The organism is Haloferax sp. Atlit-4N (assembly GCF_003383025.1).
Classification (GTDB): Archaea; Halobacteriota; Halobacteria; order Halobacteriales; family Haloferacaceae; genus Haloferax; species Haloferax gibbonsii.
The window spans coordinates 949,465-973,203 of sequence record NZ_PSYY01000001.1; the positions used below are offsets into that span (position 1 = coordinate 949,465).

Here is a 23,739-nt window from a genome sequence, read left to right on the forward strand (position 1 = left end):
CGCTTCAGTCGTCCGCGGCCGTCTTGGGCCGGTAGTTTCGACTGACGGCCTTCCACGTCCCCGTTTTGAAGCGGTAGTAGTTCAGCGCCGCCGGAATCGTCGTCTCGGCGAGGAACGCCAGATAGAGTCCGACGAGCCCAAGCGAAGTGACGGAGCCGATGTAGGTGAGCGGAATCGACCCGAGGAACATCCCGACGAACTGGCTGCCGAACGTCCAGCGGGTGTCGCCGCTGGCGTCGAGCGGACCCGCGGACCCGCCGGAGACGCCCTGTAAGATGACTGCGATGCAGGCGACGTAGACGAGGTCGATGGCGATGGGGACCGCCGGATCAGCCGGGTTGTCCACGAATCCGAGGACGATGGGGCGAGCGAATATCGCCACGAGGGCCGCCGAGACGATGTACGTGGCGACGGCGAACCGAATGACTTCGTTGCCGTAAGCCTCGGCGGTCTGCTCGTCGTCCTTGCCGAGCGCCTGCCCGACGAGGCTCGACGACGCCAGTCCGAATCCCCAGCCGGGGGTGTTCATCAGTCCCCAGATACGGCGGGCGATGACGAACGCCGCCACCACGTCCGGCCCGAAGCTGTCGAGGATGGCGAGCATCGGGAACTCGGCGACCGTCCAGACGAGCCCGCGACCCATCACGGGGAGGCCGATTTTGACGAGGTCGACGAGCGTCCGGGGGTCGACGAACGACCCGAAGGGGTCGATGGTGACGGGGAACGCGCCGACCCCGGGAAGCGACCCGCGAGACAGGCCGACTGCGAACGCGCCGGCGACGACGACGTTCGAGAGGACGGTCCCGAGGGCGGCGCCCTCAACGCCCATGTCGAGGCCGAAGATGAGCACCGCGTTGAGGACGATGTTGATGACCGCGCCGCTCGCGCGGAGCGTCATCGCGGTGTAGGCGTCGTCGCTGCCGACGAGGACCCGGCTCCCGATGAGGTTCAGGCCGGCGAAGGGGACGCCGAGGCCGACGATTCGGAGGTACGCCGCCCCGAGTTCGATGGCTCCTTGGTTGCTGCTCAGCACGGAGATGAGTTCGGTGGGAAACAGCCAGAAGACGGCCGTGACGGGGAGCGTGGCGACGACGGTCAAGAGCGCGCTCGACCGTACCGCGAGTCCTAACTCGTCTATCGCGTCCGCGCCGAAGCGCTGGGAGACGAGTGCGATGGTCCCCCCGGCGATACCGCCGCCGAGTGCGAAGGCGAGCCCCCAGTACGGCCCGGCGAACCCGACGCCGGTGATGGCGACGGTCCCGGAGGCGATACCCACCATCGCCACGTCGACGGCGTTCTTCGACATCCGGGCGATGCCGGTGACGACGCGGGGCCACGAGAGGTCGGCGATGCGGACCGCGCGCTCGCGGTCGAGGAGACCTAGTCGGGCGAGCGCCAGCCCGATGCCGAGGATGAGGAGGCGAACGGGATTGGGGACCGGGAACACTGCCGAATCGTAACTTCGGGGAGTACTTATGCACCACGTAACGGACCGAAAGTTCCGGTAGACGGCGTGTGGCAACCATCGACGGTGGGTTCCGCGTTCGGTACGTTTTTCGCCGGCGCGACACATCACTCGGGTATGTCCGGAACCCTCGACCACGTGATGATTCGCGTCGAAGACCTCGAGGAGTCGCTCGACTGGTACACGACCCACCTCGGCTACGAGGAGAAGGGTCGCTGGGAGGCCGACACGTTCACTAACGTCTACCTCGGTCCCGAGGACCTCCACGAGGAGGGCGCGGTCCTCGAACTCACCTACAACCACGGCGACCACACCTACGAGATGGGCGACGCGTGGGGCCACATCGCGGTCCGCGTCCCCGAGGACGAACTCGAATCCTCCTACCAGCAGCTCATGGACGAGGGCGTCGAGGACTACCGCGACCCCGAGTCCTGCGGCGGTCGCTACGCGTTCGTCAAGGACCCCGACGGCCACGAGGTCGAAATCGTCAAGCGCGACCACGGCGCGAAGTGGAGCCTCGACCACACGATGATTCGCGTCGAGGACGCCGACGAGGCGCTCGGCTTCTGGACCCGCAAGTTCGGCTACGAGCACACCGGCCGCTGGGAGTCCGACACCTTCGCGAACTACTTCATGAAGCCCGAGGGCGCGGCCGAAGAGGCGATGGCCGTCGAACTCACCTACAACTACGACGGCCGGAGCTACGAGATGGGCGACGCGTGGGGCCACCTCGCCGTCAGCGCCGACGACCTCCACGACTACTGGGAGACGCTCATGGAGCGCGAGGCCGAGGACTACCGCGACCCCGAGTCCTGCGACGACATGTTCGCGTTCACCAAGGACCCCGACGGCCACGAAATCGAAGTCATCCCGGCCGACTTCGAGTCACCGGAATAACAGGTAGAATTTCTAACACACCGCCGGTTCTGTTTATTCGCTGAACAGTACTCGTCTCTCGACGCTCTCCACGGAGAGACATTCCACAAAGTATTTATCCAATCTCCGGAGAGTCGCTTTCGTACCCCTACCCAAGGTGAAAATCAGCGAGTAATCCCCCCGCCCGACTACCCACGGGCGTACGGGAAAAAGCTGCTTCGCCGCTTATAGACTCATCTATAACAATGACAGCAAACAAACAAGTTCGCGCGGTTCTGCTCGCTGCGCTGATGGTTTTCTCGGTCTTTGCCGGGTCCATCGCGTTCACGGGCACTGCCGCTGCGGCGGCTTCCTCTCCCGACGTCACCACGACGCCGGTTGACAAGGGCCCGTCCGCAACGGTTGCCGTTGATGTCACGGACGACACCAGCGGGGACAGCCCCGGACTGCACGCATGGATTGACGTGAACGGTGACGGCTATTACAACGCCTCTGAACCGTCCGCAAGTGACACCAGCTACACTGGTGGCGACACGGTCAGTATCACGGGTATTTCGGTCTACTCCAACATCTCTGCTGGCACTTACAACGTTTCGGCCGTCGAAACCGGCTCCTTCGCTGTAGGCACCCAGGAAGATGTTCACGATACTGTGGAGATCACCGCCGCCAACCCTGCTGACTTCAACTCCGCCACCCACTTCGACGATGGCACGCCGAAGGTCGAAGTCGCCTTCGACGAGGCCGTCACGGTCAACGAGATGAACGTCACGGACGGCGAGACCAACCTCTCGCAGTCCGTCTCCGTCTCCAGCGGCCAAGTCAACGTCACCCTCAGCCAGGTTTACACCGACGACCTCGAAGTCACGTACAACGTGACGGACACGTCCGGTAACACGGCCACCGCGACTGAGGACGTCACCTTCGCTCCGATCTACGTCGCAAACGAGTCCAACAACACGGCCTACCAGGGCTCCAACGTCGCGGTCGTCGCGAGCGCGGTGGACACCGACGTCGAAGTCGAAGGCGCTGACGACGACAACAACTACCAGTTCTCCGGTTCCACTGGCCCCAACAGTCAGGTCTTCGTCTTCGACACGGACGGCAAGACCCTCGACACGTACCAGTTCACGGTCGGCGGCGCCCAGAAGGCGCAGGTTGACGTTCGCGACCTCGGTCTCGAACTCACCGTCGACGACCTCAACATCACGACCAAGGACGGTATCGAAGGCTCCGTCTCGGCTAACGCGGGCGACCGCACCGTCGACATCGTCGCACTTGACGACGACGGCGACGAGGTCGAGGACACCGAGACGACCGTTACGCTCAACGGCCAGGGTGAAGCCGACTTCAACCTGAGCTCGGTCGACGCTGGCGAGTACACGATTGAGGCGACTGACGCCTTCACGGGCGTCACGCTCGAGTCCGACACGGTCACCGTCTCGAAGGCCAAGGACTCCACGGGTGACTTCGCGTCGTCCGTCATCAACGAACAGGTCGGCGACGTCGCCGAAATCACCGTCACGCTCGACGGCACGGACACCGGGACGGTCACCATCGGTGACTACAGCCTCGGTTACAGCGCGAACGTCACCGTCGAAGACGACAACGACGACGGTGAGGTCGTCCTTCTGTTCAACAGCTACGCACCGAAGAAGACCTCCTCGTTCGACGTTGACGACAGCGACGACGAGTACACGGTCGAGGACATCACCACGGATATCCCGAGCGGTGAGACCCTCGACGCCGGCGATTACGACCTCGAGGTCGCCACCGGCGGCGAGGCCGACAACGTCGCGACGCTCGTCCTCGAAGACCGCAGCACCGACAGTGTCGCCACTTGGACGGCACCCACGGGCGCTGACCTCACCGAGACCGAAGACGTCTACGACGCCATCGAGAACGAGAACCTGACGCAGACGGACTCGCTTGCTAACGGCGACGTCGTCGTCACGCAGGTCTCCGCGACGGGCCTCGAAGGCGCGTTCGACGCGTCGAACTTCGACGCCCTCTCGGGCACGCAGTTCAACCTCACGGTCGAGCAGACGAACCCCGGACCGAACCGCGACGCGAAGGTTCTGGGTATCAACAGCTCGAGCGCCACGATCATCGCTGACGGTGACAACGACACGTACTTCATCGTCTACGACCTCGACGACGTCTCTGCCTCGCGCACGGACTACTACGACAACACCTCGACGCTCTACGAAGTCGAGGACGACGACGCGTTCAACGCGACGTTCACCGTCCTCGAAGACGGTGACCTCGCCGAAGACGACGAGTCGGCATCCGACGAGTTCGAAGTCGTCACCCCCGAACTCGAACTGGACCAGGACGAGTTCGCGGTCGGTAACGCCGCCGAGCAGTCCATCTCGGGCACGGCCACCGTCGCCCCCGGTACGGAACTCACCATCCGCGTGACCTCCGACGGCGACACCCAGCCGCGCTTCCTGAAGACCGCTTCGGTGTACGTGCAGGCCGACGGCACGTTCTCCTCCGCGTTCGACTTCTCGGAGCAGAACCTCAACGACACGTTCGAAGTGACGGCTTCCGTCGACTCCGGCACGGCTGACGATGCGACCGCTGACGGCATCGTCGGCGAAGCCATGGAGACGACGACGGCCGCGGAAACGACCACCACCGAGGAATCCACGGAAACGACCACCACCGAAGAGTCGACCGAGGAGCCCACGGAAACGGCAACCGCGACCGAAGAGCCGACTGAGGAAGCGACCGAGGAGACCACCGAGTCCAGCACGCCTGGCTTCGGTGTCGTTGTCGCCCTCGTCGCCCTCGTCGCCGCGGCACTCCTCGCAGTCCGCCGCGACAACTAACGACCGCTAATCCACCACCGGGGTTCTCCCGGTCCCCTCAACACTTCTTTATCGACCGCCCACACAGCGGCGGCGCTGCGCGTTCGGGTCGACCCAACGGTCGCGTGGATTCGACGCCCGGAACGACAAGGGATTTATTCGCTCCACCGCATCGAACACGTATGCCCGGTCTCCTCTCCGACGTCCTCGCGTGGCTGGTCATCGGTACCTTCGTCGCCGGCGCGGTCGCCAACGGGCGAGACCGCGAGCTCGGACGGCGGGTGATGACCGCAGCGTGGGTGTTGTTTGCGGTCTTCTGGCTCCAACTCATCCCGCATTTCACGCTCGTTCACAAGAGCTACATCGAGGGGCTGTTGACCATCGCGGCCGTCCCGGCGTCGCTCTACGCCGGGTGGCTCCTCTACAACGGCCGCGACACGCTGTTCGTTCTCTCGCGGGCCGTCGCCGCCATGGGCGTGGTCTACCTTCCCTTCGAGACGATTCCCGCGCTGACGCTGTTCGGGACGACCATCCCGGCCCCGCGGGGCGTCCTCATGGAGTCCGTCGCGGCGCAGACGCGCTTCCTCATCGAGTCGCTGGGCTACACCCCCCAGATGATTCCCGGCGACGAGGGCTATCTGAACACGTTCCTGTGGATGCAGGGCTCTCACCGAATCGAAATCTCGGTCGTCCTCGCCTGTACCGGTCTCGGTAGCATCGCCATCTTCGCCGGGCTCATCGCCGCCGTCGACGCCCCGATGCGACGGAAGCTCCGCGGACTCGCTATCGCCGTTCCCATCATCTACGCGCTGAACCTACTGCGGACGACGTTCATCACCATCTCAGTCGGCAAACAGTACTTCCAGTGGTTCGTCGACGAGGTTCTGTTCCTCTTCGGCTCGTCGGACCCCTACATGGTGTCGTTTTTCATCTCCGACCGCATCATCAGCCAGGCGCTCGCGGTCGTCGCCCTCGTCGGCATCACGTACCTCGTCGTCCAAGAGGTGCCGGAACTCCTCACCGTCATCGAAGACGTGCTCTATATGGTGACCGGCGAGGAGTACGACCTCAGAAGTGAGTTGGGCCTCGACGGCCGGGCGTAGTCGGCTCCGTGCGGACGTAGTTCCGGTTTCGTTCTCGTTCTCGTTCGATTCTCGTCTCGCCTCAGTTTTCGTCGTCGAACAGTTCTTCGGGCGCGCCGCCGAGCGCCGAGAGCGCGTCGGCTTCGACGTGGTGGACCTCGCCGGGGATGACGAGCATGTGCAGCGGTTCGCCGAAGTCGCGCTCGGCGAGCGCCGACAGCCGGTCCGCCGCGACGACGGGGTCCGGACTCCCAGCCCGGCAGACGGCCACGCCCAGGGCGTCGCCGTCCCAGTGTTCGGCGAAGAGTTCGGCGGCGTAGTCGGCGGTCATGTACTGGTCGCCGTCGACCTCGACGCCGCGACGACCCTCCCAGTCGACCTTGATGTCGAGGTAGACCAGCGTGTGCAAGCCGAGTTCGCGGTTCGCTTCGAGCGAGTCGACGACGCTCTTCGGCACCGGGTCGCCGCCGTGAACGTACGGGAACGGGAGCGTCACGGCCTTCCCGAAGCGGTAGTTCTGGAGTCCAGTCAGGCCGCTGGCGGCGGACTGGGCGGTCACGCCGTGGACGAGTCGCGTCTCGATACCGCGTTCTTCGGCCCGGAGGCGCAGGTCGACGTGCGTGGTCGAAATCATCGTGTCGCCGGCGGTGAGGAACGCGACGTGATCGTCCTCCGCGGCGTTGAGTATCGGCTCGGGGTCCTGTTCGACGCCGGCGCGGTCGCGGACCTCGATGTCGATGTCGTGGTAGGCTTCGAGTTCCTCGACGGTCGCGCCGACGAGGTGGCTCGTGTAGAACTCCGCGAAGGCGCGGTCGGCGTCCGCGAGCGCCTCCCGCCCTTCGACGGTGATGGAGCGCTCGTCGTACAGCCCGAGGCCGATGAAAGTGAGCATGTCCGTCCTCTGTCGCGGGCGATGATAAGCGGCGTGACCTCCGACGAGACGACGATGCCCATTGTTTGAGATTGTCCAACACACTATTGTAGTTTGGCGGAAAATATCACCTCTGCATGGCAACCGACAGCCGCACACTAGAGACGGAGATGTTCGGACGACCGGTACGGTTCGACTACTCGGAGCGGTGGGTGGGCTACTCGCTTTTCCTCCTCAGAGTGGTGATGGGGTGGACGCTGTTCCAAGGCGGCATCACGAAGCTCGTGACGTACCTCGATGCGGACCCCTCGAACAACTGGACCGCGGCGGGCTACCTCGCCAACGCGATTCCCGCGGGGAACCCCCTGATGGGGCTGTGGAGTTCGATGGCGGGGAGCCCGCTCATCGACATGCTGAACATGTGGGGCTTGACGCTCGCGGGATTGGCGCTCATCCTCGGCGCGTTCGTCAGATTTAGCGCCTTCTGGGGCGCAGTTATGATGCTGTTCTACTGGGCGGCGGCGCTCGAAGGCGGCATCCTCGCCGGACTGCCGCTGGCTCACGGCTGGGTCGTCGACGACCACATCGTCTACGCGGTGTTGCTGTTCGGTCTCGGTGCGTTCGGTGCGGGTCGTATCCTCGGCGTCGACGCCTACCTCGAAAACATGGAGTTCGTGCGGCGTAACCGGTGGATGAGTCTCGTCATGGGCTGACGACCGCGCACCAGCGACCGTTCTTTGGCCCCCGGCGCCGAACCCGACGGAACTTTCTCGACTGCCGCGTTTCGTTCGACTGATGTCGACACCTCGTGCGACGGTCTCCTGTCCGACGTGCGGCCTCGAAGAACACTTCTCTAAGCTCGCCGACGCGCGTCTCCGAATCGAAGAACACCGCGCGGAGACCGGACACGACCCCACGTGGGAGTTGGGACGGTTCGCACCCGGCGTGGAGAAGATGGGCGACGAAGCGGGCGTCTGCGGTGTGAACCTCGACGGGGACCGCTGACCGACATTCCGCACCCCAGCCCCGCCGAGCGTCGAGTCAGCGGATATGAGATTCATAACAATACGATATTCCGCCGAACGAGTGGGTATGTGGTGTGAACGGTGCGGACGGGATACGACGGTTCGGAGACACGCGGTAGACGAGTTCACCGGATTCCTCTGTAGCGACTGTCGGGTCGTTTGGGACCGGTTTACCTCGGCGTAGCCGACGGAGGCGGTTCGGGCACCCGTTTCGCCGGCGCCGATAGCTACTTTTCGACCCGGTCGATAGCTGTGTCCGATGGTCGATGGAACCCGAGTCGCGGCCGTAGACGACGTCCCCGAAAACGGGTCGTACCTGTTCACCGCGGAGGACGCGTATTCGCGGACGAAAGAGCTCATCCTCGTCCGATGCGACGACGAGTCGGGCATCGAAGCGTGGCCGAACACGTGCACCCACGAGAACCAGCGGTTCGACCGCGGGACCGGTGCGGCGATGCGCGACGGCGAGATCATCTGCCCGAAACACGGGTCGATGTTCGACGGCTGTTCCGGCGCGTGCGAAAACGGCGAGGCGGCCGGTACCAGTCTCCCCGAGGTGGATGTCACGGTCGCCGACGGCGGCGTCTTCCTGATTGACGACGAGTACACCTATCTCTACGAGGGCGCGGCCCGAGACGACGAGGACGCCGAGGATGACGACGATATTCCGAGTTCGACGTCACACATCGGATTTTAGGCCGCCCCTGCGACGCCCCGTCGCCGCGACCGTCGGTGCAGTGGTTGCCTACTGGTCGGAACCGGGCGAGAAGACGCGCTCGGGTCTCGACGCGCTTAGGTCCGGCTCGGGTTCGAGTTCGAGGACGTTTCGACGCGGGCTGACCGCCGTTCGCACGGCGACTACTCGAACGGGTTAGTCGACGCTCGCCTTTTCGGAGCGTCCACAACTACTCAGAGATGGGCGCGTGGTTCTGACGCGGCTGCTGCGGGATGGACCATCATCTCTGGGTTTTGAGTTCGGCAGAAAGAGCCGGTGGAGGGATTTGAACCCTCGGCCTATTCCTTACGAAGGAATCGCTCTGCCAGCTGAGCTACACCGGCGCGGTGGGCTTTCGAACGCATTCTTCCGTACCCCGGTTACGTAATTAAGACTTGCGAATCAACCCGGTGTCTGCCGTTCGGCACCAGCCCGCTCACGTCCGCTTCGTCAGGCGAACGTCGAGACAGACGTTGTACTCGTGGGGGGCGTACGACCGGACGACGTGCTCGGTTACGACTTCGACCTCGTACGCCGGCTCGGCGGCGGCGCGGACGGCGGCCAGTCCCGGTCCGAACGGGTCGTCCTCGTGTTGGATGTCGTAGAGGTGAATCACGCACTCGTCGCTCGCGAGGCAGACCGCCGTGTCGAGGAAATCGCTGGCGCTGTGCGGGAGGTTCATGATGAGTCGGTCGGCCCAGCCCTCGTAGTCGGCGGCGACCTCGCGCACGTCGCCGTGAATCGCGGTGAGTCGGTCGGCCACGTCGTTCCGCTCGGCGTTCTCGCGGAGGTACTCGACGGCCGCCTCGTTGAGGTCGCAGGCGACGACCTCCGCGCCCGCGGCGGCGGCGGGGACCGCGAAGGGGCCGACGCCGGCGAACATGTCGAACACGCGCTCGCCCTCGCGAATCGCCTCGACGACGCGGTGGCGCTCGGTCGCCAGCCGCGGCGAGAAGTAGACGGTGTCGATGTCGAGCCGGAACTCGTGGCCGTACTCGCGGTGGACCGTCTCGGTCGAGTCGCCGACGAGCACGTCCCAGTCGCGGACGCGGAGCTCGCCTTTGACCTTTGAGGCGCGGTTGACGACGGTCTCGGCCTTGAGGTCCGAGGCGACGATGGCGTCGGCGATGTCGCGGGCGCGGTCGGGGTCGTCCTCGTCGAGGATGACGATGTCGCCGAGTCGCTCGTACGAGGGTTCGAAGCCGAGCAGGTCGGCGGGCGTGGTCTGCGTCTCGCGGGTGGGTGGCTCGTAGTCGACGACCGTCAGGTCGTCGGGGACGGCGTCGGCGTCGACGACGGGAATGTAGAGGGTCCCCTCGGCGACGGTAATCTCGTGGTCGTGGTCGAGCAGGCCGGCGTCGGCGAGGCGCCGGCGCGCCGCCTCGCCGGACTCGCGGGGCACGCGGACGCAGGGGACGTTCATACCCCCACCACTACACGGCTCCGAGTAAGGGTGACGCTTCGCCCCGGACGTATATACGACCCTGATGTATCAGGGACCAAGTATAGATGACTGGCGAGGAAACGATGATTCGCCCACACTCTCGACGACAGTCGTCGTTCGAGTGGGGTGCCTCTGACACGGTCGGGCCTTGCCCGGGCCCACTTCCGGTACCGAGTCTGGGGCGAGTGATTCGGGCGTACGCCGCCGGAATCGCGTCCGTCGATGGCGACGTTTCTCGCGGAACACATCGTTCGAAAATCGACCGTCTCGACCGGGTGGCGTTGTTTTCGTAGCCACGAGTCGGAGACTCGTCCCCGCTTACACCTCGACGTGCTCGCGGTCGATACCGAGGAACGACTCGGCGGTCTCGACCCAGTCGGCGAGCGTTCGAGTCCCATCGTCTCGCTCGTGCGGATAGACGGCCTCGATTTCGTCGTCGCGGAAGACGACGCCCAGCGTCGGCGGAAGGACGACCGCGTCGTGTTCGGGGCCCATTCGGCCCGACCCGACCGTCGCCCGCTCGTCGAGCGTCGGGAGCGCGACCCCTTCCGTTCGCGCCCACAGCCGACACTCGGCGAGTCGCTCGCGGACGACCGCGTCTCGTTTCGTCGGCGCGGTGTCGGACTCGACATCCACCTCGCGCCCCCACGTCCGGACGCACACGTCGTCGACGAGCCCTTCGTCCGCGAGCCGTTCGAGTCGGACCACCAGCGTCTGGTGTTCCTCGCCGAGGCCGTCCCGAATCGGACGAATCCACAGTTCTACCCTCCGTTGTTGGTCGGTCTGCATGCTCCTCACCACCCGGATTACGATACGCTCGCTCCGGACATAAGGCGGACTCTTCCTTCCCGGTGGCCGGGAATCGAGACGGTGGTGGCGAGGCTTCGGTCGGCCGTGAGGTGACCGGAGGCCGAAGCCCGGGCGACCGGGTTCGGTTTTATTCGCTCGGCGCGCGTCTGTGACGGCATGTTCGACCACATCCTCGTCCCGACCGACGGCAGCGACCACGCGGTCCGCGCCGCCGAGTACGCGGTCGACCTCGCGGCGACCTACGGGGCCGCGCTCCACGTCCTCTACGTCGTCGACGTTCGGACCGGACACGCGGACGCGCCCGTCGACGACGGCGATTCCCGGACGCGCGGGGAGGCGGCCGTCGGCGTCGTCGCCGACTTGGCGGCCGACCGCGACGTGCCCGTCGAGACGGAGATTCGGGTCGGCCTGCCGCACGAGACAATCGTCGACTACGGCGAGGAACGCGGCATCGACCTCGTGGTGATGGGCACCCACGGGACGAGCGGGCTGGAGCGATACCTGCTCGGAAGCGTCGCGGAGCGGGTCGTCAGGCTCTCTGACGTTCCGGTGCTGTGCGTGCCGCCGGCTGACGACGACGAGTGAGGTGCGTCGCTCGGGACTGGCAGACGAGCCGTGAGGCGTGAGTGGCGACCCTCAGCGGACGACCATCACGCTCATCGGCGCACGGCCGGAGACCAACTCGGCGACGCTGCCGAACAGCAGGTCCGTCTCGCCGGCGCGGCCGTGGCCGCCGAGGTAGACGGCGTCGACGCCCTCCCGGCGCGCGAAGTCGACGATGGTCCGCGCGGGGTCTCCGCGGAGGGTCTCGGTCCGGAGTTCCACGCCGCTCCCGTCGGCCAGCGCCGCGAGTTCGTCGAAGATGTCGGCCGCGAGTTCGTCGGCGCGTTCGTACCACTCCTCGGAGCCGTGGAGCGGTTCCGTGCTGATATCCACGTCGAGCGGCGCGCTGTAGCCGGGGTCCGTCGGGTCGATGACGTGCAGGGCGACGACCGTCGAATCGGCGTGCGCGAGGGCCTGTTCGAACGCTCGCTTCGACAGCGGCGAGCCGTCGACGGCGACGAGAATCGTATCCATCACGATTATTCCTACGTCATCTCGACACAAAAACGCTCCCGCGCCGGGTTTTTCTCCGCGGCGTGCGAGGGGCCATCCGTGCTATCCGTCCCCGAACTGTTCGAGTCGCCGCGCGACCGGTGGCGGACGCTCGCGCTCGCCGCCGTCGTCGTCGCCGTCGTCGCGCTCGCCGGCACGACGCTGGTCGACCGCTTCCCGTTTCTCGCCAACCCGACCGCGCTGCGGGCGTGGCTCCTCGGGTTCGGCGCGCTCGCCCCCCTCGCGTTCGTCGGCGTGCAGATCGCGCAGGTCCTCGTCGCGCCCATCCCCGGACAGGCGCTCGGGTTCGCCAGCGGCTACCTGTTCGGCGCGCTCTGGGGGACGGTCTACAGCATGGTCGGCATCGTCCTCGGCACGGCGCTCGCCGTCGGAATCGCGCGGTCTCTCGGTCGCCCGTACGTCGAACGCGTCGTCACCGCCGACGCGCTCTCGGTGTTCGACGACGCGATGGAGACCCACGGGCTGGCCGTCCTCTTTCTCGTGTTTCTGGTTCCCGGCCTCCCCGACGACGCCATCTGCTTCGCCGCCGGCCTCACCGACATCCCGGTCCGCAGGGTCGTCCTCGTCGCGGCGGTGGGTCGGCTCCCCGGCTTCCTGCTCGTGAACCTCGCTGGCGCGGCCGCCGCCGACGGCAACGCCGAACTCACCGCGGTCTTCGTCGGCGCGCTGCTCGGTGCGTCGGTCCTCGGCTACCTCTACCGCGACCGGCTCATGGGCGCGCTCGGGTCGCTCACTGGGCAAACAGCCGGTCGTTGAGCCACACCAGACACAGGTTCGCGGCGAGGAACGGGACGAACGCGCCCGCGACCCAGCCCCACTCGGTGAGCCCGAGCGGGACGACGCCGAAGAGGTCCGCGACCGGCGTGTAGAGGAGTACGAGGTGGAGCCCGAGCGACAGCCCGACTGCGCCGAGGAGCCACGGGTTCGAGAGCGGCGACAGCCGGTAGCGGAGCCGCACCGACTGCGTGCGGACCAACTCGGCGGTGACGAGGAAGGTGAAAAGCACCGTCTGGGCGACGACGAGGTCGCCGGACCGAGAGAGCGCGTAGAAGAACACGCCCAGTCCGGTCGCGGTGAGCGCGACGCCGATGCCGAGAATCGAAGCGACGGTCCGGCGGTCGAGGACGCCCTCGTCGCGCGGGCGCGGCGGCCTGCGCATCACGTCGTCCGACTTGGGGTCCGCGCCGAGCGCGAGCGCGGGGAAGCCGTCGGTGACGAGGTTGAGCCACAGGAGCGCGACGGGCGTGATGACGAGCGCCGACTCGGCCGCGAACACCGCGGGGAACAGCGCCGCGCCGAGGAGCGTCCCGAGGAAGACGACGAACACCTCGCCGGCGTTCGCCGACAGCAGGTAGTTGACGAACTTGCGGATGTTGTCGAAGATGCCGCGGCCCTCCGCGATAGCGTCCCGGATGGTGACGAAGTTGTCGTCGCGGAGTACCACGTCCGACGCGCCCTGTGCGACCTGCGTCCCGCGGTCGCCCATGGCGATGCCCACGTCGGCGTTGCCGAGCGCCGGCGCGTCGTTGACGCCGTCGCCGGTCATCGCGACCGTGTAGCCCGCGTCCTGGAGCGCCCGGAGGATGCGGACCTTGTGCTCGGGCGCGACGCGGGCGAACACGTTCGTCTCCTCGACGACCCGGCCGAGTTCCTCGTCGTCCATGGCGGCCACCTCGGTGCCAGTGACGACCGAGTCGGCGTCGATGCCGACCTCGCGGGCGATGGCGCGGGCCGTCCGCGGGGTGTCACCGGTCGCCATCGTCACCCGAACCCCGGCGTCGAGGCAGTCGGCGACCGCCTCGGCGACGCCCTCGCGCGCCGGGTCGGTCATGCCCTGCAACCCGAGGAAGACGAGTCCCGATTCGAGCGTCTCGTCGTCGTCGTCGGGGTCCGCACCGGGCGCGTAGGCGAACCCGAGCACGCGGAGGGCGTCGTCGGCGAAGGCGGCCACGGTCGCTTCGACGCGCTCGCGGCGCTCGTCGGTGAGTGATTCGATTTCGCCGTCCACGAGGACGCGGTCGCACCGCGCGACGATTTCCTCGGGCGCGCCCTTCACGAGCGCGACGGGGCCGTCGCCGGGCGCGTCGAACGCGTCGACGACGACCGACATGCGCTTTCGCTCGGAGGTGAAGGGGACTTCGCGGAGCCTCTCGTCGGGGTCGCGCGAGCCGTCGAGGCCCGCGTCGGCGGCGGCGTTCACGAGCGCGACCTCGGTGGGGTCGCCCCGGTGGGCTCCGTCGTCGAGTTCCTTGGTGTCGTTACAGCGAGCCCCGCAGGACAGGAGCGCCGCGAGCGCCGGGTCCGAGTTGGGTTCCGGGTCCGCGGTGGTCGCCGATGCCGAGTCGGCCGTGGATACTGAGTCGGCCGCGGTCGACGCGCCGCCGTCTCCGGAGGCCGTCCCGGCCGACGCCGAACCGCCGTCCAGTTCGACCGTCCGGTCGTCGGGAAGCCACGCGCGGGTGACGGTCATGCGGTTTTCGGTCAGCGTGCCGGTCTTGTCGGTGACGATGTAGTCGACCGCGCCGAGGCTCTCGACGACCGCGAGGTTGCGGACGAGCGCGTTGCGCTCCATGAGCGTCCGCGACCCCAGCGCGAGGGTGAGCGTGACGACCGCCGGGAGGCCCTCGGGGACGGCCGCGACGGCGAGCGTGACGGCGACGAGGAGCACGACCACCGGGTCGGTCGCGGTGAGGAACAGCTGGACCGCCGCGATGAGCAGGATGAGCGCGACGATGCCGACGCCGATGCGGCGGCCGAGGCGGTCCACCTCGATTTCGAACGGCGTCTCGCGCTGGCGGGCCTGCCCGAGTTGGTCGGCGATGGCCCCGAGTTCGGTGTCCATCGCGGTGGCGACGACGACGGCCTCGGCGCGGCCCCTGACCACGGTGGTCCCGGCGTGGAGGACGCTCCCCCGGTCGGCAAGCGCCGCGTCGGCCTCGACGGGGTCGGCCGCCTTGTCCACCGGGACGCTCTCGCCGGTCAGCGTCGATTCGTCGGCCCGGCAGTCGGCCGCGGTGATGATGCGGGCGTCGGCGGGGACGGCGTCGCCCGCTTCGAGGACGACCACGTCGCCCGGGACGACCTCGGTCGCGGGGACCGCCCGAATCGAGCCGCCGCGTCGAACCGTCGCGTCCGGCGTCGCCATCTCCCGGAGCGCCGCGAGCGCCTGTTCGGCGCGGTAGTCCTGCACGAAGCCGAACAGGCCGTTTCCGAGCAGGATGAGTAGGATGAGCGCCGCGTCGGTGTAGCCCGGGTCGCGGCCGGGTAGGAGGCCGACGGCGAGCGAGAGCCCGGCGGCAAAGAAAAGCAGGAGGATGAGCGGCCCGGTGAACTGCGAGACGAGGAGCGAAAACGGCGAGACGCCCTCCTCGTCGGCGAGTTCGTTCGGACCGTGTTCGTCGAGTCGGCGGACGGATTCGTCGGTGTCGAGGCCCTCGCGGCTCGATTCGAGTCGCTCCAGCGCCGCCTCGCGTTCGAGCGCGTGCCACGGGACGTCCTCGCGTCCGCTCGCGTCCTCCGACTCCCGATGCGCGGTTGCCTGCTCGTGCACGGTTCGACCGAACGACACGAGCGGACGTATGTCCACCGGCGATTTTCACGCCGCCGAAGCCGGCGGTACGATGAATATCGTTCGGGCCACACGTTCGACCATGTGTGTGGTGTGTCAGCGTGTCTAATCGGGTGGCGGAACCGAACGAGAGCGTCTGTCCGTACTGCGGCGTCGGCTGCGGCATCCGCTACGACGCCGACCGGGGGAGCGCCGTCGGGTGGAACGGCCCGGTCAACACGCGGGGCGAACTCTGTCCGAAGGGAGCCGCGGCGTGGGACGTGGTCGAACACGACGAGCGCCTGACCACCCCGCTGGTGCGAGTGAACGGCCGGCTCGTCGAGGCGACGTGGGACGAGGCGTTCGACCGCATCGAACGCGAGTTCTCGCGCGCCGTCGCCGACCACGGCCCCGACTCGGTGTTCTTCTTCTCGTCGTCGAACTGCACGAACGAGGAGAACTACCTGCTCCAGAAGGCGGCGCGGGCGCTCGGGACGAACAACATCGACAACTGCGCGCGGCTCTGTCACGCCTCGACGGTGGCGGCGATGGGCGACCGATTCGGCGCGGGGGCGATGACCAACTCGCTTTCGGACCTCGGGGAGGCCGACGTGTTCCTCGTGACCGGCGCGAACCCCGCCGAACAGCATCCGGTCATCTTCCGGTCGTACCTGCTTCCGGCGCTCAAGTCGGGGACGACGATGATTCACGTCGACCCCCGCGAGAACCAGACGACGAAGGCGGCGGACATCCACCTCCCGGTCAGGCCGGGATTCGATATCCCGCTTCTCAACGCGATGGCCGCCGTCGTCGTCGAGGAGGGACTGGTCGACGAGGCGTTCGTCGCCGAGCGGACCACGGGGTTCGAGGCGCTCCGCGAGCACCTCTCGGGACTCGATATCGACGCGGAAGCCGAGCGCGCCGGCATCGACGCCGACGACCTCCGCGCCGCCGCGAGAGCCTACGGCGAGGCGGGCCGCGCGGCCATCTTCACCGGGATGGGAATGAGCCAACACCACTACGGCACCGACAACGTGCAGGCGCTCATCAACCTCCCGCTCCTGACCGGCAACGTTGGGAAGGCGGGCACCGGCGTCAACCCGCTCCGCGGGCAGAACAACGTGCAGGGCGCGGGCGACGTGGGCGCGCTTCCGAACGTCCTGCCGGGGTATCGACCCGTCACCGACGACGACGCCCGCGCCGCCGTCGCCGACGTGTGGGGGTTCGAACCGCCCGCCCTGCCGGGACTCACGGAGGTCGAAGCGACCCACCGCTTCGGCGACGAGGTGCGAGCGGCCTACGTCTTCGGCGAGAACCCCGCCGTGACCGAGCCGAACGCGAACCGCGTCCGCGAGGCGTTCGAGGCGCTCGACTTCTGCGTCGTCCACGACGTGTTCCCGACCGAGACGGCCGAGTTCGCCGACGTGGTGCTTCCCGGGAGCGTCTGGGCCGAGAAGTCGGGGACGGTGACGAACACCGACCGACAGGTCATCCGGATGAACCGAAATGTCGCGCCGCCGGGGGACGCCCGCGCCGACCTCGATATCCTCCGGGAGTTCGCCGCCCGCGTGGCCGGCCTCGACGCGCCCGCGACCCCCGAGGGCGTCTTCGACGAACTCCGGCGGGTGACGCCCATCTACGCCGGCATGTCCTACGAGGGCATCGGCACGGGAAGCCAGCGCTGGCCGTTCCCGGTTGGCGCGACCGAGGGGACGGCGATTCTCCACGCCGACGCGTTCGAATCCGGGTCGAAGACCGCCCCGTTCCGGGTGGTCGAACACGTCGACCCGGCGGACCCCGCCGCCGACGGCGAACTCGTACTCATCACGGGGCGGGTCCTCCAACACTTCAACAGCGGCGCGCTCACCCGGCGGTCGGGCGTGCTGATGCGGATGCGCGGCGAGGACTCCCTACAGATTCACCCCGACGACGCCGCCGCTCGCGGCATCGAAGACGGCGCGACCGTGCGCGTGGAAAACGACCGCGGCGGTGTCACGGTCGCGGCCGAGGTGACGCCCGCGGTCCGCCGCGGGACCGTCTTCGCCACGTTCCACTACGCCGACCCGCTCGTGAACCGGCTGACGGGCGACGCGCTCGACCCGGTGGCGAAGATTCCCGAGTACAAACACAGCGCCGTCCGCGTGGCGGTCGAGCCGGAGGTGGCCGCCGATGACTGACGAACCGTTCGCGTCGTCTACATCGCCCCCGACGCTCGCCGACGCGCTCGGCATCGGCCCCGACGACCTCGTCTGCGCCGTCGGCGCGGGTGGCAAGAAGTCGCTTCTCTACCGGCTCGCCCGCGACCTCGACGGCGTGGTCACGAGCACCGTCCGCATCCCCATCTTCGACGACGAGGTCGCCGAGGTCATCGTCACGGACGACCCCGAGACTGCGGTCGCGGAGACGCCGACCCGCCCGCTCGGCGTCGTTCCGGAGCGCGAGCGCTCCGACCGCTACCGCGGCTACGACCCGGCGACGGTCGACCGAGTCGCGCGCGCCACCGACGACGTGGTGCTCGTCAAGGCCGACGGAGCGCGGTCGCGCTGGCTGAAAGCCCCCGGCGAGGACGAACCGCAACTCCCCGACACGGCGGACCTCGTCTGCCCGGTCGCCAGCGTCCGGGTCGTCGGCGAGCCGCTTTCCGACGAGCGCGTCCACCGACCGGAACTCGTCTCCGACGTGTCGGGCACGGCCGTCGGCGACCCGATATCCGAGTGGGACGTGGCCGCCGTGCTGTCGAACGACTGCGGTGGGATGAAAGACGTGCCCGAGACGGCGCGGGTCGTCCCGGTGCTCAACATGGTCGACGACGAGCGACTGGCCGAGACGGCCGAGGAAATCGCCAGGTGGCTCTGTGAACACCCGCGCGTCGACCGAGTGGTGGCGACGTCGCTCGCCGCCGACGAGCCGGTCGTCGGGTTCTACTGACCCGGCTCCCGGTCCCGGAGGGCTCTTTCTACCGCACCGCGATGGCTCCTGCCAGCGGGGAGCGGGGCTCGGCCGCGAGGCGGCTTATCTGGCGGTTTCGCGGCCCGTCAGCTCGTCGAGTTCGAGTTCGACGAGGTGGAACTCGAGGTCGTCGACCTCCTCGTCGAACACCCGGACGCCGCCGAACAGTTCGTTGATAGTCGTCGCGTCGGGGCGCTCGTCGTCCGGGAGGACGCGAATCGGCCCGCGGGCCATGATACTCCACGAGTCTTTGCCCGCGTCCTCGTAGCAGACGAACGTCGCCTCCTCGGTCTCCTCGATGAACGCGAACTTCTCGCTTCGCCCGTCGTCGGTCAGGCGGAACAGGAGTCGACCGCCGTCGGCGTCGTAGGAGACGTGCGCGGGAATCGCGTAGGAGCGCCCGCCGTCGGCCAGTGACAGCACGCCCGACGAGGCGTTCGAAAGCCGTTCGGTGACGGTCTCGGGGTCGGTCCCGACGGTGTAGACGTACCTGATATCTCGCATACGTGACGTTCGCGGCCGCGACACATGAAACGGTGGTGCGCGAGGCGAGTTCGCTGGACGACGGGTCGGGGATTCAGGGGAGATAGAAGTGCGACTTCGGGAACCGTCTGTGGATTTCCGGGGACGCGTGGCGGACGATGTGCACGTCGTGGGAGTCGTCGCTCGCGACGTTCCCGCCGACGCTGACGAGCGGGACGATGACGCGGCCAGCGTTCCCGCTGCCGACGAAGATGACGCTCGCGTCAGTCTCGGACGCGACCGCTTTGAGTTCCGCGACGATGTTCCCCGGGGCTGGGTTTCGACCGACCGACACGGCCCGAAACGACGCCGACGGTGCGATGTCGACCGCGGTTTTGTGGAGTTCCCCGACGACCGTCTGGCGGTCGAAGACCTCCCGTGACGGGACCCATCCCGCCTCGACGGCGTACTTCGAATCGTCCGGGACGACGGCGACGGCGAGCACGTCGTGGCCGGTTGCCGATGCGAACCGCGCGGCCCTGTCGAGCGCTGCGTTCGCCAGCGCGGAGCCGTCGTAGGCGACGAGATACATGTCTGCCGGTCGTGCGGCGGCCGTGATAAATCAGTCGTCGGCTATCGATTCGACCCGCTCGCCGGACACCGAGAGTCGGTCGAGCGCGTCCTGTGCGGCGTCGCTCACGGCGTCCGCGTCTCGGTAGGAGTCGCCGAGGCCGACCTCCCGGCGGTGCCACTCCCCGTCGGCGAACGCGAAGATGTCGACCCACCAGTAGAGCGTCAGCCCGCGCGCGAACTCGGTGATGGTGACGCGTCGGTCCGAGTCGGGCGACTCGTAGACGGTCTTAGCGCTCGCCTCGTCGGTGTCCACGTCGGTCTCGACGGTCCACCCCTCCGGAACGGCGAGCGAGAAGGGGTCGTCTGTCATTATCGTTCCCGACGGGACGGAGCGACTTGATTGGTCCGCTTTCGGCGACCGTCTCGAGAAGGTGTCTCAGTCGAGCGACCGCGCCGAGTTGGCGACGACGAGCAGGCTCGACGTGCCCATGGCGACGGCGGCGAAAAGCGGGTTGAGCACGCCGAGGGCGGCCAGCGGGATGGCGACCGCGTTGTAGCCGAACGCCCACGCGAGGTTGCCGCGGATGCGGCGGTTCACCCCGGCCGAAAGCGAGAACACCTCGGGTATCGCGTCGATGTCGCGGCCGACGAGCACCGCGTCGGCGGCGTCGCCCGCGATGTCCGTCCCCGTGCCGAGCGCGATGCCGATGTCGGCGGCGGCGAGCGCGGGCGCGTCGTTGCTCCCGTCGCCGACCATCGCCACGGTCCCCCGGGTTCGGAGGCGCTCGACCGTCTCGGCTTTCGCCTCCGGCGGGACGCCCGCGAACACGTCTGTCACGTCCGGGTGGTCGCGGAAGCGTCGCGCGGCGCGCTCGGAGTCGCCCGTGAGCACCACGACCTCGCGGCGGCCCCCCTCGGCGACGGCGGCGACCACGTCGTCCCACGCCGCCCGCGGTTCGTCGCCGACGACGAGCACCGCCCGAGAGCGCCCGGCCCATCCGACGACGACCGGGACCGCGCCCTCGTCGCGGGCGGCCTCGACGGCGGTCTCGTGGACCGGCGCGAGCGTCACGCCCTCGTCGCGGAGGAGGTCGGGGTGGCCGACGACGACGCGCTCGCCGTCGACTTCGCCCGAGACGCCGCGGTCGTGGACGGTCACGCCATCGGCCGAGACCTCGGGAACCGACGCGCCGGCGTCCTCGGCCGCCTCCACGACGGCGGTCGCGAGCGGGTGGGCGGAGAAGCGTTCCAGCGCGGCGGCCGCGGCGACTGCGGCGGTCTCGTCGCCGACGACCCGAAGGACCGCCATGTCGCCGTCGGTGAGCGTCCCGGTCTTGTCGAAGACGACCACGTCCACGTCGGGGACGGCCTCGAAGACGGCCTCGGAGGCGACGACGATGCCCCGACTCGCGGCCTCCTTGATTCCCGAGGCGACCGCCAGCGGCGTGGCGAGGCCGAGCGCGCAGGGACACGAGACGATGAGGACCGTGAGACCGACGAGGAACGCGTCCGTCGGCGTGCCGCCGCTGAACAGCGTCCAGCCGAAGGCGACGGCGGCGAGGACGAGCACCGTCGGGACGAAGATGGTCGCCAGTTTGTCGGCGAGGCGCTGGACGCCCGAGCGGGCGCTCTGGATGTCCCAGAGCAGTTCGACCAGCCGGTCGAGCGTGCTCGTCGCGTCCTCGCCGACCGCGACGACGAGCGGGCGGTCGGTGACGACGGTCCCGCCGAGCACGTCGTAGCCGGGGCGTTTCGTCCGCGGCATCGACTCGCCGGTGACGAGCGCCTCGTCGACCGCGGCGGTCCCCTCGCGGACGGTTCCGTCGACCGGAACGCGCTCGCCCGGCCGGACTTCCACGAGGTCGCCCGGTTCGAGCGCGTCGAGCGCGACCATCTCGACGGCGGTGTCGCCGGAGCCGTCGGCATCGCCGGCGACTCGCCGCCGGGCCTCCGAGACGCGGGAGGCCGCGAGGTCCGAGAGCATCCCGGCGGCCTTCCGCTTGATGCGGTCCTCGTAGTAGTTGCCGAGCGTGACGACGAGGATGATTGCGACGGTCACGTCGAAGTAGACGTGGGTCTCGCCGACGAGGACGGCGGCCGTCGAGTAGACGTAGGCGCTCGTCGCCGCCAGCGAGACGAGCAGGTCCATGTTCGGCTGGCCGGCGCGGAGGCTGACGAGCGCCCCGCGGAGGATGGGAAAGCCGGTGTAGAACAGGACGATGGAGGTCATCACCCAGATGTTGCCGAGGATGTAGATGCCGTCGAACACGCCGAGTTCGACGACCGGTTGGACGCCGACGTAGGTCGGGTACAGAAACAGGACGTACCACAGCATCACCATCATGCCGAAGACGCCGCCGCCGATGACGAACCGGGCGACCTGATTGTCGGACCGCTCGGCGGCCTCGCGCTCCTCGGGGTCGCGCGTGCCGTAGCCGTAGCGCGCGAGCGTCCCCGACAGGCCGTCCAAGTCGGCGGTCTCCGGGTCGTAGGTGACCCGGACCATGTCGTTGGCGTAGCTGGCCTCCGCGGCGTAGACGCCCTCGCAGGTCCGCGCGGTCCCGGAGACGAACGCCTCGCAGGTGGCGCAGTGCATCCCGTCGACGGCCATGTACGTTCGCTCGGCGTCGTCGGGCACCTCGTCGGCCCCGCCCGCGAGTTCGCGCTCGACCGTCTCCGGGTCGGCGCTCGCGGCGTCGCCGAGCGCGCGGGTGATTTCGAGACAGCCGCGACAGCAGAACTCGCCGGACACGTCGTCGCCGGTGACGGGCGGCGTCGGCGTCGGCAGTCCGCAGAGGTCACAGCCCTCGGCGTCGGCGTCGCTCCCGGCGCCGGCCGACCCGCGGGACCGCGTCGTGGTCGACATCGTCACAACGGTTGGTAGAAGGGCACGTGAAGGTGCGGGACCGACACGCCCAGAAGCATCAGCCCGTGGGACAGCGGGATGTAGCCGAGGACGAGGAACGCCGCCCCGAGCGCCCGGTGGAGCGTCGCCCGCCGCCGCGCCGAGACGCGCCCGAGGAGCGTCCCGTAGAGGAACAGCGTCGGAATCGTCCCGAGGCCGAGCAGGCCGAGCAGGGCGGCGGCCCGGAGCGGTTCGCCCGTCGAGAAGGCGTAGAGGTACGCCGGATAGATGATGGGACACGGGAGCAGGCCGTGAATCGCCCCGAGGCCGAGGATTCGCGGGCCGCCGACGAGCCTATCGACCCGGGCGGTCGCCCACCCGCTGACGCGGCCGAACAGGCGCGTCACCGCGGTCGGGGTGAACCGGTCGATGGCGGCCGACTGCCCGACGAGGTAGCCGACGCCGGTGAGGATGATCGCGCCCCCGACGAGCAGGCCGGTCGTCGCGCGGACGCCGCTCCCGACGGCGGCGACCGAGTCGAACGCGTCGAAAAACAGGCCGCCGACGAGGGCGAAGACGGCCCCGATGGCCGCGTAACTCAGCGCCCGGCCGACGTTGAACAGGGCGTGTTGCCGGACCTGTCGGACGGTGAGCGACCGGCGGTCGACGCCCTCGCGGTCGGCGAGGCGGTCGGCGTAGACGCTGACGAGCGGGCCGCACATCCCGAGGCAGTGCGCCCCGCCGAAGAGGCCCACGAGGAGGAACGCGACGGCCTCGGGCGTCGCGGCCGGCAGTCCGAGCGAGATGCCGCCGTCCATCTCAGGCGGCGTGTTCGCCGTCGGTCTCGGCGTCGCCGTCGCCGTCGTGACCGTGGCCGCCCTCGGTCGGGCTCATCAGGAAGTAGATGACCGCGGAGATGAGGAGCACGTTGACGGCCGTGACGACGCCCGCGAGGGGGTTTTTCGTCACGCCGAAGATGACCGCTGGCAGGAGCGCGAGCAGTGCGACGGTTCCGGCGCGTCGTGGCGTGAGTTCCATACCGGTCCATTCGCGACCACGGTGTTTCTGATTTCGCCCATTCCCACCGCGTTGGAATGGGGTGTTGCGTTAAAGTCCCGTTCTTCCTCATGACCGGGTATGGCCGTTGAT

Annotated in this window: 22 protein-coding genes and 1 tRNA gene; 10 read left to right on the forward strand and 13 right to left on the reverse strand. The window is 68.2% G+C overall.

The window, feature by feature from the left end:
• Positions 1-4: 4 nt before the first annotated feature.
• On the reverse strand, positions 5-1,447 hold the full coding sequence (locus tag C5C07_RS04955; RefSeq protein ID WP_050458808.1) for an MATE family efflux transporter: 1,443 nt from the start codon (positions 1,445-1,447) through the stop codon (positions 5-7).
• A 135-nt stretch (positions 1,448-1,582) separates the two neighbouring features.
• Here C5C07_RS04955 and C5C07_RS04960 point away from each other — a divergent pair, with 135 nt between their 5' ends.
• The 3 genes from C5C07_RS04960 to artA all read left to right on the forward strand — a co-directional run bounded on the left by C5C07_RS04960 (position 1,583) and on the right by artA (position 6,254).
• Positions 1,583-2,362 (forward strand): VOC family protein, encoded by a 780-nt coding sequence (locus C5C07_RS04960; RefSeq protein WP_049904940.1) that lies wholly within the window; start codon positions 1,583-1,585, stop codon positions 2,360-2,362.
• 269 nt (positions 2,363-2,631) lie between these two features.
• Positions 2,632-5,172, forward strand: coding sequence for an ArtA-dependent S-layer glycoprotein (locus C5C07_RS04965; protein WP_394338702.1), 2,541 nt, complete (start codon positions 2,632-2,634; stop codon positions 5,170-5,172).
• Positions 5,173-5,333: 161 nt separating this feature from the next.
• Positions 5,334-6,254 (forward strand): archaeosortase A, encoded by a 921-nt coding sequence (gene artA, locus C5C07_RS04970; protein ID WP_004972511.1) that lies wholly within the window; start codon positions 5,334-5,336, stop codon positions 6,252-6,254.
• Positions 6,255-6,315: 61 nt separating this feature from the next.
• Here the strand turns inward: artA and dph5 are convergent, their stop codons facing one another.
• Entirely contained in the window at positions 6,316-7,125 is an 810-nt protein-coding gene (gene dph5, locus C5C07_RS04975) for a diphthine synthase (protein ID WP_115804666.1), read from the reverse strand.
• 149 nt (positions 7,126-7,274) lie between these two features.
• On the opposite strand from dph5, the gene C5C07_RS04980 reads away from it, so the two are divergent.
• The 3 genes from C5C07_RS04980 to C5C07_RS04990 all read left to right on the forward strand — a co-directional run bounded on the left by C5C07_RS04980 (position 7,275) and on the right by C5C07_RS04990 (position 8,826).
• Complete coding sequence (locus C5C07_RS04980) at positions 7,275-7,817, forward strand: DoxX family protein (RefSeq protein WP_004972507.1); 543 nt, start codon at positions 7,275-7,277, stop codon at positions 7,815-7,817.
• Positions 7,818-7,899: 82 nt separating this feature from the next.
• Positions 7,900-8,109 (forward strand): hypothetical protein, encoded by a 210-nt coding sequence (locus C5C07_RS04985; RefSeq protein WP_004972506.1) that lies wholly within the window; start codon positions 7,900-7,902, stop codon positions 8,107-8,109.
• Between the two features lie 279 nt (positions 8,110-8,388).
• Complete coding sequence (locus tag C5C07_RS04990) at positions 8,389-8,826, forward strand: Rieske (2Fe-2S) protein (protein WP_115804667.1); 438 nt, start codon at positions 8,389-8,391, stop codon at positions 8,824-8,826.
• Positions 8,827-9,115: 289 nt separating this feature from the next.
• Here C5C07_RS04990 and C5C07_RS04995 read toward each other — a convergent pair.
• The 3 genes from C5C07_RS04995 to C5C07_RS05005 all read right to left on the reverse strand — a co-directional run bounded on the left by C5C07_RS04995 (position 9,116) and on the right by C5C07_RS05005 (position 11,077).
• Positions 9,116-9,188: transfer RNA gene (locus C5C07_RS04995), tRNA-Thr, on the reverse strand.
• A 92-nt stretch (positions 9,189-9,280) separates the two neighbouring features.
• On the reverse strand, positions 9,281-10,267 hold the full coding sequence (locus C5C07_RS05000; protein ID WP_115804668.1) for a class I SAM-dependent methyltransferase family protein: 987 nt from the start codon (positions 10,265-10,267) through the stop codon (positions 9,281-9,283).
• A gap of 339 nt (positions 10,268-10,606) precedes the next feature.
• Positions 10,607-11,077 (reverse strand): HTH domain-containing protein, encoded by a 471-nt coding sequence (locus tag C5C07_RS05005; RefSeq protein ID WP_004972383.1) that lies wholly within the window; start codon positions 11,075-11,077, stop codon positions 10,607-10,609.
• Between the two features lie 177 nt (positions 11,078-11,254).
• Here C5C07_RS05005 and C5C07_RS05010 point away from each other — a divergent pair, with 177 nt between their 5' ends.
• Entirely contained in the window at positions 11,255-11,683 is a 429-nt protein-coding gene (locus C5C07_RS05010; RefSeq protein ID WP_004972379.1) for a universal stress protein, read from the forward strand.
• 51 nt (positions 11,684-11,734) lie between these two features.
• Here C5C07_RS05010 and C5C07_RS05015 read toward each other — a convergent pair whose 3' ends face one another.
• The gene (locus C5C07_RS05015; protein WP_004972377.1) at positions 11,735-12,175 is read right to left on the reverse strand and encodes a universal stress protein; all 441 of its coding nucleotides are present in this window, start codon (positions 12,173-12,175) and stop codon (positions 11,735-11,737) included.
• Positions 12,176-12,253: 78 nt separating this feature from the next.
• Here C5C07_RS05015 and C5C07_RS05020 point away from each other — a divergent pair, with 78 nt between their 5' ends.
• Positions 12,254-12,970, forward strand: a complete 717-nt coding sequence (locus tag C5C07_RS05020) for a TVP38/TMEM64 family protein (RefSeq protein ID WP_004972373.1) — start codon at positions 12,254-12,256, stop codon at positions 12,968-12,970.
• Here the strand turns inward: C5C07_RS05020 and C5C07_RS05025 are convergent.
• Positions 12,945-15,800, reverse strand: a complete 2,856-nt coding sequence (locus C5C07_RS05025; protein ID WP_115804669.1) for a cation-transporting P-type ATPase — start codon at positions 15,798-15,800, stop codon at positions 12,945-12,947. The two genes, C5C07_RS05020 and C5C07_RS05025, sit on opposite strands and share 26 nt — an antisense overlap.
• Before the next feature lie 95 nt (positions 15,801-15,895).
• On the opposite strand from C5C07_RS05025, the gene fdhF reads away from it, so the two are divergent.
• Positions 15,896-17,938: a formate dehydrogenase subunit alpha gene (gene fdhF, locus C5C07_RS05030; protein ID WP_115804670.1), complete on the forward strand. Its 2,043-nt coding sequence runs from the start codon at positions 15,896-15,898 to the stop codon at positions 17,936-17,938.
• Positions 17,931-18,689, forward strand: a complete 759-nt coding sequence (yqeC, locus tag C5C07_RS05035; protein ID WP_004972368.1) for a selenium cofactor biosynthesis protein YqeC — start codon at positions 17,931-17,933, stop codon at positions 18,687-18,689. Before fdhF ends, yqeC begins: the two co-directional genes overlap by 8 nt.
• A gap of 84 nt (positions 18,690-18,773) precedes the next feature.
• On the opposite strand, the gene C5C07_RS05040 is transcribed toward yqeC, so the two are convergent.
• The 6 genes from C5C07_RS05040 to C5C07_RS05065 all read right to left on the reverse strand — a co-directional run bounded on the left by C5C07_RS05040 (position 18,774) and on the right by C5C07_RS05065 (position 23,628).
• A complete protein-coding gene (locus tag C5C07_RS05040; RefSeq protein WP_004972367.1) occupies positions 18,774-19,214 on the reverse strand; it encodes a pyridoxamine 5'-phosphate oxidase family protein in 441 nt (146 codons plus the stop codon).
• A gap of 73 nt (positions 19,215-19,287) precedes the next feature.
• Positions 19,288-19,764: a universal stress protein gene (locus C5C07_RS05045; protein WP_004972363.1), complete on the reverse strand. Its 477-nt coding sequence runs from the start codon at positions 19,762-19,764 to the stop codon at positions 19,288-19,290.
• A gap of 30 nt (positions 19,765-19,794) precedes the next feature.
• Positions 19,795-20,115 (reverse strand): hypothetical protein, encoded by a 321-nt coding sequence (locus C5C07_RS05050; RefSeq protein ID WP_004972360.1) that lies wholly within the window; start codon positions 20,113-20,115, stop codon positions 19,795-19,797.
• A 66-nt stretch (positions 20,116-20,181) separates the two neighbouring features.
• Positions 20,182-22,611 (reverse strand): heavy metal translocating P-type ATPase, encoded by a 2,430-nt coding sequence (locus tag C5C07_RS05055; RefSeq protein WP_115804671.1) that lies wholly within the window; start codon positions 22,609-22,611, stop codon positions 20,182-20,184.
• 2 nt (positions 22,612-22,613) lie between these two features.
• On the reverse strand, positions 22,614-23,408 hold the full coding sequence (locus C5C07_RS05060; RefSeq protein ID WP_004972355.1) for a sulfite exporter TauE/SafE family protein: 795 nt from the start codon (positions 23,406-23,408) through the stop codon (positions 22,614-22,616).
• A 1-nt stretch (position 23,409) separates the two neighbouring features.
• The gene (locus tag C5C07_RS05065; protein ID WP_004972354.1) at positions 23,410-23,628 is read right to left on the reverse strand and encodes a hypothetical protein; all 219 of its coding nucleotides are present in this window, start codon (positions 23,626-23,628) and stop codon (positions 23,410-23,412) included.
• Between the last annotated feature and the right edge of the window lie 111 nt (positions 23,629-23,739).

Excerpts from the sequence above, each read along its gene's own strand:
- C5C07_RS04960 (WP_049904940.1), top strand. The coding sequence starts at position 1,583 with ATGTCCGGAACCCTCGACCACGTGATGATTCGCGTCGAAGACCTCGAG.
- C5C07_RS04965 (WP_394338702.1), top strand. The coding sequence starts at position 2,632 with ATGGTTTTCTCGGTCTTTGCCGGGTCCATCGCGTTCACGGGCACTGCC.
- artA (WP_004972511.1), top strand. The coding sequence starts at position 5,334 with ATGCCCGGTCTCCTCTCCGACGTCCTCGCGTGGCTGGTCATCGGTACC.
- dph5 (WP_115804666.1), bottom strand. The coding sequence starts at position 7,125 with ATGCTCACTTTCATCGGCCTCGGGCTGTACGACGAGCGCTCCATCACC.
- C5C07_RS04980 (WP_004972507.1), top strand. The coding sequence starts at position 7,275 with ATGTTCGGACGACCGGTACGGTTCGACTACTCGGAGCGGTGGGTGGGC.
- C5C07_RS04985 (WP_004972506.1), top strand. The coding sequence starts at position 7,900 with ATGTCGACACCTCGTGCGACGGTCTCCTGTCCGACGTGCGGCCTCGAA.
- C5C07_RS04990 (WP_115804667.1), top strand. The coding sequence starts at position 8,389 with ATGGTCGATGGAACCCGAGTCGCGGCCGTAGACGACGTCCCCGAAAAC.
- C5C07_RS05000 (WP_115804668.1), bottom strand. The coding sequence starts at position 10,267 with ATGAACGTCCCCTGCGTCCGCGTGCCCCGCGAGTCCGGCGAGGCGGCG.
- C5C07_RS05005 (WP_004972383.1), bottom strand. The coding sequence starts at position 11,077 with ATGCAGACCGACCAACAACGGAGGGTAGAACTGTGGATTCGTCCGATT.
- C5C07_RS05010 (WP_004972379.1), top strand. The coding sequence starts at position 11,255 with ATGTTCGACCACATCCTCGTCCCGACCGACGGCAGCGACCACGCGGTC.
- C5C07_RS05015 (WP_004972377.1), bottom strand. The coding sequence starts at position 12,175 with ATGGATACGATTCTCGTCGCCGTCGACGGCTCGCCGCTGTCGAAGCGA.
- yqeC (WP_004972368.1), top strand. The coding sequence starts at position 17,931 with ATGACTGACGAACCGTTCGCGTCGTCTACATCGCCCCCGACGCTCGCC.
- C5C07_RS05040 (WP_004972367.1), bottom strand. The coding sequence starts at position 19,214 with ATGCGAGATATCAGGTACGTCTACACCGTCGGGACCGACCCCGAGACC.
- C5C07_RS05045 (WP_004972363.1), bottom strand. The coding sequence starts at position 19,764 with ATGTATCTCGTCGCCTACGACGGCTCCGCGCTGGCGAACGCAGCGCTC.
- C5C07_RS05050 (WP_004972360.1), bottom strand. The coding sequence starts at position 20,115 with ATGACAGACGACCCCTTCTCGCTCGCCGTTCCGGAGGGGTGGACCGTC.
- C5C07_RS05055 (WP_115804671.1), bottom strand. The coding sequence starts at position 22,611 with ATGTCGACCACGACGCGGTCCCGCGGGTCGGCCGGCGCCGGGAGCGAC.
- C5C07_RS05060 (WP_004972355.1), bottom strand. The coding sequence starts at position 23,408 with ATGGACGGCGGCATCTCGCTCGGACTGCCGGCCGCGACGCCCGAGGCC.
- C5C07_RS05065 (WP_004972354.1), bottom strand. The coding sequence starts at position 23,628 with ATGGAACTCACGCCACGACGCGCCGGAACCGTCGCACTGCTCGCGCTC.